We start from the raw sequence: 7,437 nt of genomic DNA on the forward strand, positions 1-7,437 counted from the left end.
CTCGATAGCGGAGCTATCGGGGCGTTTCGGCAACGCGGCGAGGTGCCGTGCCAGGCGCCGCGGCCCCGGTCATGATCCGCCGGACAGGCCCTAGCCCTCGCGGTACTCCACCGGGTCGGCGTCCGGGTCGTGGTCGCGGTAGCGGGCGAGGCGTTCCAGGAGGGTGCCCGGGTCCTTGTCCCCCACGGTGGCCAGGAGGGCGTAGAACGGCACTTCGCCGACGCCGTCCCTGACGGTGGGCTGGTTGACGAACGGCCGCTCCAGGTAGATGTTCCGCTCCACCTCGTCCCGGGGGATCCCGGCGGCGGCCTCGCGGTAGGTCCAGGCCCCGTGCCGGTGGCGGACGGCGACCTCGCCGACGTACCAGACGGCGCCCTGGACGAACGGGGTGTCCTCGGCGGCCCGGTAGACCTCCTTGTCGGGGAACCTGTCCACCATCAGCCGCCCCAGGGTCTCCAGCGACTCCGGGGAGAAGTCCCAGGTCCCGGCCCCGGCGGCGGACCCGGTCCCGGCCTCCGCCGCCCAGGCGGCGTGGCCGTCCGCGCGCTCGGCGAGCCAGCCCGCGAGCCAGGGGTGCGGGGCGTCGGCCGCCCCCGGGTCGAGGCCGGGGGTGGCTTGCTTGGCGGGCTTCCAGCCGGGCTCCGCCACCCGCTCGCGGTGCGCCGCGACCGCCACGCGCAGCGCGTCGGCGGCCTCGGTGAACGCGCCGGACCTGTCCCGCTCCTGCGCGGCGACGATCAGCCCCAGTGGGTCGAGCGGAGCCAGGCCGAGCGCCGGGTCGGGCAGGACGACCGGACGGTCGTCGGCGCTCCAGGCCCAGCGTCCGCCGCCGACCACCATGAGCGCCTCGCCGAGGTAGGCCATCGCGCCCTGGAGGAAGTCCTGCGACTCGGGCGTGCCTTCGGGCCGGTACGTGAAGACCAGGGCGTCCTCCAGCAGGCCGAGCGACTCCGCCGACATGTCCGGGGTGAAGTCCTCGGGGGTGTACCAGGTGTCCAGCCGCATCACGCGGGCCGGTACGTCCTCGATCCACTCGGCCAGCCGCTCGCCGTCCGTGGTGCCGTCCGCGGTCCCGTCCGTGATGCCGTCCGTGGTGCCGTTCGTGGTGTCAGACATGCCCGCCACTCTAGACAGGAGGCGACCGCGACGGCCGAAGTGGCAGACTGCGCGGGCGAGTTACACCGCACAACCTTGGCGTGTCCCTGCCACTTTCTTCACACGGCCCTCCTATGGTGAGTGACCATCAGGTCACTTCCACGGGGGCCGTGCCCTGATACCCGACCGACGCACCTTCAACCCGTGGCCCCCTGACCATGGGACCGATCATCTTGACCACCGCCATCACACGGCGCTCCAGTTGGTTCGGCCGCGCGGCCGTCCTGGCGTTGAGCGTCGGCATACTCTCCGGCAGTCTGCCGATCCTGGACAACGTCCAGGAGGCAGCGGCCGCCGCCAAGCGCTGTACCGACATGTACCAGACGCCCAACTCGGCGCCCCGGCTGGGAAGCCTGCCCGGCTTCAAGGCCCCGGGGAAGTACCAGTGGCGCACGCTCGGGGACACCAAGCGCACGTACTCCTTCGACAACCCGCGCAAGCGCCTCTCGGGCCTCGACCTGCCCAGCGCCGAGGAACTGGACAAGATCCTCCCGGACCCGAGCAAGTACGACAACGCCTCCCCGCAGCACGCCTGGGCGTACTGGAAGCAGAACCAGGCCGGGAAGCAGCCCTACAAGGGCACCTTCAACGAGTACGTGAACAGCTACTACGTCAACGGCGAGGCCAACGCCCGGGGCGGCAACGCCTACGAGGCCGAGGTGGCCCGGTACTTCAAGCTGGGCGGCCAGAACTGGTACTGCCAGTACTCCATGGCCGAGGAGATGCCGGAGCTCTTCCAGGAACTCGTCGAGGAACTGGGCGAGGAGAACGTCAAGAAGGACCGCCGCTTCGACGCGATCAAGACCAGCGGCCGAGACAAGATCATCTACGAGTTCAAGTCGGGCACGAAGCAGATCGACACCAAGCAGCTGCTCGTGGACCAGGCCCTGGCCAAGCGGGGCTACAAGGTCGTGTACGTCTTCGGTGAGCCGCCGAGCAAGGCGGTCGAGGCGCGGCTGCGGGCGCACGGCGTCTCCTGGTACCAGCACCGCGCGGTGCCGGACGCCCGGTACACCCCGCACCCGCAGTACACCCGTCAGGACCCGGCCTTCAGCGGCAAGAACTGCCCCACCACCACCCTGGCCTCGGCCAAGGCGGCCGGCTGCGGCAGCTCCCGGGGCGCGGCCAACGACTTCGCCCGCAACTCCGGTCGGACGAAGGAAGAGGCGCAGCGTCGCCAGGCGGCCGCCCGACAGGCGCCCGGCGCACCGTTCCGGATGCGGGGCCCCGGTGGCATCGACTTCACCACCATGGAGCTGCGGTACATCACCGAGCCCGTCAAGGGCAAGGGCATGGACTACGGCTTCAAGGCCAGGATGAACGACGACGAGGACGAGAACCCCTCGTGGGGCGGCGGGGCGAAGATCGACCTCTCGTCCGACGCGATGTTCACCTGGCTGGCGCTGCACCCCAACCGGTTCTGGGTGAACCTCAACCCCGACCAGCCGGACCAGGTCACCGACGACAAGCTCGCCAAGACCGACGCGGGTCGCGTCCTGCTCGAGGCGGACCTGGAGATGAAGCACGACCTGGCCCGGGTGATGGTTCCGGACAACCCGGTCGGCAACCGGCTGTGGGACTCGTTCCAGCACGTCAACGGCGCTCCTTGCTGGAAGACGTACCGGTACTACATCGAGCCTGCCCCGGCCCAGGTGCGCGAGGAGGACGGCAAGCTCTACATCCTCGACGCTCCCATGGACGTCAAGGCCGCGAAGATCGACTTCAGCGAGGGCTTCAAGTGCAAGCAGCCCGAGTCGGTCCAGGAGTACAACTTCCGGCAGATCCAGGAGATCGCGATCCCCGAGGTCGAGAAGCTGGTCAACACGGCGCCCCAGTACGCCGATCTGCGCAGCGTCTACACCTCCCGGATCGCCGCCGAGTGGATCAAGCAGCGCGACGCGGTGAAGCCCGGTGACTTCCACGCGATCATCGGCTCCGACGACGCGACCGCCTGGCCCTCGCGCACGAAGTGGGACCGCGACAAGATCTACGCGGACTACCTGAAGTCCTTCCGTGAGGGCGACTTCCACTTCAAGCGGACGTACCCGCAGGACGGTTCCGTCCTGGAGTTCTCCTTCTACCTGGGTGGCGTGGACTTCTCCAAGCAGCCCAAGCAGAACGTCTCCAAGGCCCGCTTCCAGGCGGAGAACCCGGAGATGCCCGACACGGTGAACGCCGCCGTGAAGTCGACCACCGCCTACGCCGACACGGACACCGCCTTCCTCGGCGGCAACAACACCGGCAAGGGCGACGGCGGTACGACTCCCACGCCGACGCCCACCCCGACCAAGCCGGGCCCCGACCCGACCGACAAGCCGTCGACCCCGGCCCCGAGCCCCTCGACGCCGGGCAACGGCAACGGGAGCGGCGGGCAGACCCCGCCGGCGAAGGACCCTGACGGCGACCTCGCCGACACGGGCTCCAGCACGCCCGTCGGCCTGATCGTGGGCCTCGCGGCCGTCCTCGCGGCGGCCGGCGCGGGCCTGATCTGGTGGAAGCGCCGCCGCACCACGGCCGACGGCTGATCCACCACCCGCTGAGCACCACTCTCTCGGCCCCGTACCCGCCCCGGGTACGGGGCCGAGTCGCGCCGCGCCGCGTCAGGACGCCAGCGCCGCCGACAGGGCCGCGATGCGCTCCGGGCCCACCCGGCAGCAGCCGCCGATCAGCCGGGCCCCGGCCCCGGGCCAGTCCCGCATCCGGTCCGGGTCGAAGGACCCGGCGCCGCGCCATCCCCGGGCCCCGGCGTCCCACACCTCCCCGCTGTTGGGGTAGACCACGACCGGCTTCCCGGTCGTCTCCGCCGCGATCCCCACGGCGCGCGCCGCGTCCGCCGGCTCACAGCAGTTGACCCCGACCGCGACCACCTGCTCGACCCCCGCGACGAGCGCGAACGCCTCGGCGAGCGCCTGCCCGGCCCGGGTCCGCTCCCCCGCCACGGTGTACGAGAGCCAGACCGGCACCCCGCACCCCTCGACGGCCCGCAGCAACGCCTCCGCCTCCCCCGTGTCCGGCACCGTCTCCAGGGCCAGCACGTCCGGCCCCGCCGCCGCGAGCGCCTCGACCCGGGGCCGGTGGAACCGCTCCAGCTCGCGCACCGTCAGCCCGTACCGGCCGCGGTACTCGCTGCCGTCGGCGAGCATCGCTCCGTACGGCCCCACCGAGGCGGCCACCCACACCGGCTCGGCCGCGCCCTCCCCCGCCGCCCTCGCCAGCTCCACGCTCCGTCCGAGCAGCCGCGCCGCCTCCGCCCCGGCCACGCCGCGCCGGGCGAAGCCCTCGAAGGTGGCCTGGTAGCTCGCGGTGATCAGCACCCGGGCGCCCGCCCGCACATAGGCGGTGTGCGCCGCCCCGATCTGCTCGGGCCCGTCGGCGAGGAGCCGCGCCGACCACAGCGCGTCGCTCAGGTCGCAGCCCTGGGCCTCCAACTGGTTGGAGAGCCCGCCGTCGAGGACGAGCACCTCCTCGGCGAGCGCCTCGGCAAGGGTGTGGACGGGCCTCATCGGTGCGCCTCCACTCAGCCGAGCTGCGCCTGGACCTGGGCGGAGATCAGCTCCAGGTGGTCCAGGTCGGCCAGGTCGAGGACCTGGAGGTAGATCCGGGACGATCCGATCGCGCCGTACCGCCCGATCTTGTCGACGACCTCGGCGGGCGAGCCTGCCAGACCGTTCGCCTTCAGCTCCTCCACGTCGCGCCCGATGGCCGCCGCCCGGCGGGCGACCTCCGCGTCGTCCTTGCCGACGCAGACCACCAGGGCGTTGGAGTACACCAGGTCGTCGGCCCGGCGACCCGCGGCCTCGGCGGCGGCCCGGACCCGCCCGAACTGCCGCTCGCTGTCCTCGATCGAGGCGAAGGGGATGTTGAACTCGTCGGCGTACCGCGCGGCCAGCCTCGGCGTCCGGGTCGCGCCGTGACCGCCGATGAGCACCGGGATCCGGTCCTGGGCCGGCTTGGGCAGCGCCGGCGAGTCCGCCAACTGGTAGAACTCGCCCTCGTAGGAGAACTTCGCACCCACCTCGGTCTTCCACAGCCCCGTGACGATCGCCAGCTGTTCCTCGAGGCGGCCGAACTTCTCCTTGGGGAAGGGGATCCCGTAGGCCCGGTGCTCCTCCTCGAACCAGCCCGCGCCCAGGCCCAGTTCGACCCGGCCGCCGGACATCCGGTCGACCTGGGCGACCTGGATGGCCAGGACGCCGGGCAGTCGGAAGGTGCCCGCGGTCATCAGCGTGCCGAGCCGGATCCGCCGGGTCTCCCGGGCGAGCCCGGCCAGCGTGATCCAGGCGTCGGTCGGCCCGGGCAGCCCGTCGGCGGAGCCCATGCTGACGTAGTGGTCGGAGCGGAAGAAGGCGTCGAAGCCGAGGTCCTCGGTGGCCTTGGCGACCGTGAGCAGGGTGTCGTAGTCGGCCCCTTGCTGGGGCTCGGTGAAGATTCGAAGATCCATACCTCCATCCTGCACCTCCGGGCCGCCGTCAACCTCCTCGTCAGCCGGGGGGCGGGTCCTGCCCGGTCGGGTGAATATCGGGCCCCCTGGCGGGGCGCGTCCTGCCAGGCCAGTGACCGTGGCCCGGCGCGCGTCGTTGGCTCGGGCGGTGCCGGACCGCCCGGCGCCCGCGTGCCGGCGGCCGCTGCCGGTGCGTCGTTCTCCCGTGTGGCCCTTCCCCCGAGGGAAGGGCCTGGGCCGAGGAGGCCGCCATGTCCCAGGAAGCCGCGCCCGAAAGGGCGATGCCCGAGCAGCCGGTGCAGCAGTCCGTGCCCGAGCAGAAGGGCTCCGGCGCCCCGAAGGGCCTGCTGCAGCAGATGGAGGAGCTGATGGCGGCGCTCACCGCCGATCTGTCGCAGCTCGACGCCGACCTCCAGTCCTCCGCGGACCGGCTGGAGGACCGGGCGAGCGACGAGCCCCGCGCGGACTGACCCCGTCCCGGCCGCCCGCCGGCGGCTCATGACGCCCCCGCCGGACCCGCCCGGCCCCGAGCGGCATCGGGCGGCCGGTCCCGCTCCCGCACGGCGAGTCGGCGCAGCATCCCGCGCACCCGGTCGTTGGCCTCGTCGGCGGCGTCGATGGCCTCGATGCACTGCCAGTACAGCCCCTCCTCGTCGGTCGCACAGGCCACGCCGACCAGGGCGATCCCCACTTCCCCGAGCAGCACCCCGAGGTGGGTCAACGCCACGCGGGGGTTCACCACTTCGGTGAGCTGGGCCGCTCTCGGCCCGCCCGTCCCGAGCAGCGGGTAGTCGGCCACGATGCCGCGTCCGCCGCCGATCTCGCTCAGCCCCCGCGCCTCGCTCCGCAGCTCCTGCGGTCCGCAGAGGGCGAGTCGACTCCCTATCGCCTGCGCGAGGGCCTGGGCCTGCCAGGCCTCCGCGACGATGTCCCATGCCGTCCCCGCTCCCGCGAGCGCGTGCCGGCCTGCCGCGATCAATCGCTCCGCTTCCATGTGCGCCGCCCCCGTTCGTACGACTTACTGCCCACTGACTCCACTACCCAGCGTGAAGGTGCCTGAGCCCCCACGCCAGAGGAATTCGGAAATCTGTGGACAGTAAGCTCGATGGGGAAATCGCGATCACTCCGAAGAGTGACGAAAACCGTTTTCGGTCAGGTCGTCGCCCCGCCCGGGGGCCGTCCGGCCGGGAATCGGAGTTCGTTCCTGTCGATCTTCGCCGCCAGCGCGGCGAGCGCGTCCACGCCCAACACCTCGCAGAACTGCAGCAGATACGCCAGCACGTCGGCGACCTCGTCCTCGACCCGGTGGGCCGTGTCCGGCTCGTCCATCACCCGCTCCGCCTGTTCGGGCGTCAACCACTGGAAGATCTCCAGGAGTTCGGCCGCCTCGACGCTGAGCGCCGCCGCCAGGTTCTTCGGGGTGTGGTACGGCTGCCACTCCCGCGCCGCCGCGAACTCGGCCAGTCTGCGCTGCAATCCCGCTACATCCAGTTCACTCACGCCCCAGGTCTACCACCGTCACCCCCGGCGTCTCGCGCGCGTACCGGGCCACCGGCTCCCCCACCGAGCCCACGAGCCGGATGTGCCCACCGGCGCCGATGCCGGCGGCGAGCCCGAGCAGCGCGCGGAGCTGACGTCCGTCGAGGGACCGGTCGAGACCGTCGGCGAGGACCGTCAGCGTCCGCATCGCGGAGGGCACCTCGCCGAGCTGGTCCATGGCGAGCACCCCGGGCCCGGTGAGCAGGACCAGCGCGAGGGCGAGGTAGCGCAGTTCGCCGTCGCCGAGCCGGCCGAGCGGCGTCGCGAACGGGGCCCTGCGCGGCGCCGGGACCACGGCGCCC

General features: G+C 72.1%; 7 protein-coding genes and 1 pseudogene. 2 read left to right on the forward strand and 6 right to left on the reverse strand.

Annotated elements, in window-relative coordinates; translation table 11 throughout:
* Positions 1–90 precede the first annotated feature (90 nt).
* The gene (locus tag AB0E14_RS38765) at positions 91–1,116 is read right to left on the reverse strand and encodes a hypothetical protein (RefSeq protein ID WP_362429972.1); all 1,026 of its coding nucleotides are present in this window, start codon (positions 1,114–1,116) and stop codon (positions 91–93) included.
* Between the two features lie 212 nt (positions 1,117–1,328).
* On the opposite strand from AB0E14_RS38765, the gene AB0E14_RS38770 reads away from it, so the two are divergent.
* The gene (locus AB0E14_RS38770; protein WP_362429975.1) at positions 1,329–3,680 is read left to right on the forward strand and encodes an LPXTG cell wall anchor domain-containing protein; all 2,352 of its coding nucleotides are present in this window, start codon (positions 1,329–1,331) and stop codon (positions 3,678–3,680) included.
* 75 nt (positions 3,681–3,755) lie between these two features.
* On the opposite strand, the gene mmuM is transcribed toward AB0E14_RS38770, so the two are convergent.
* Together mmuM and AB0E14_RS38780 are read right to left on the reverse strand one after the other, a co-directional pair.
* On the reverse strand, positions 3,756–4,658 hold the full coding sequence (gene mmuM, locus AB0E14_RS38775) for a homocysteine S-methyltransferase (RefSeq protein ID WP_362429978.1): 903 nt from the start codon (positions 4,656–4,658) through the stop codon (positions 3,756–3,758).
* 14 nt (positions 4,659–4,672) lie between these two features.
* Positions 4,673–5,596 (reverse strand): LLM class F420-dependent oxidoreductase, encoded by a 924-nt coding sequence (locus AB0E14_RS38780; RefSeq protein ID WP_362429981.1) that lies wholly within the window; start codon positions 5,594–5,596, stop codon positions 4,673–4,675.
* A 251-nt stretch (positions 5,597–5,847) separates the two neighbouring features.
* On the opposite strand from AB0E14_RS38780, the gene AB0E14_RS38785 reads away from it, so the two are divergent.
* Complete coding sequence (locus tag AB0E14_RS38785) at positions 5,848–6,066, forward strand: hypothetical protein (protein WP_362429985.1); 219 nt, start codon at positions 5,848–5,850, stop codon at positions 6,064–6,066.
* Positions 6,067–6,092: 26 nt separating this feature from the next.
* Here AB0E14_RS38785 and AB0E14_RS38790 read toward each other — a convergent pair whose 3' ends face one another.
* The 3 genes and pseudogenes from AB0E14_RS38790 to AB0E14_RS38800 all read right to left on the reverse strand — a co-directional run.
* Positions 6,093–6,590, reverse strand: coding sequence for a DUF6099 family protein (locus AB0E14_RS38790; protein WP_362429988.1), 498 nt, complete (start codon positions 6,588–6,590; stop codon positions 6,093–6,095).
* 158 nt (positions 6,591–6,748) lie between these two features.
* Positions 6,749–7,096: a nucleotide pyrophosphohydrolase gene (locus AB0E14_RS38795; RefSeq protein WP_362429991.1), complete on the reverse strand. Its 348-nt coding sequence runs from the start codon at positions 7,094–7,096 to the stop codon at positions 6,749–6,751.
* Positions 7,089–7,437, reverse strand: a pseudogene (locus AB0E14_RS38800) (ATP-binding protein); the annotation flags it as partial. The pseudogene AB0E14_RS38800 and the gene AB0E14_RS38795, both read right to left, overlap by 8 nt.

Source organism: Streptomyces sp. NPDC047981 (assembly GCF_040653315.1).
GTDB lineage: Bacteria > Actinomycetota > Actinomycetes > Streptomycetales > Streptomycetaceae > Streptomyces.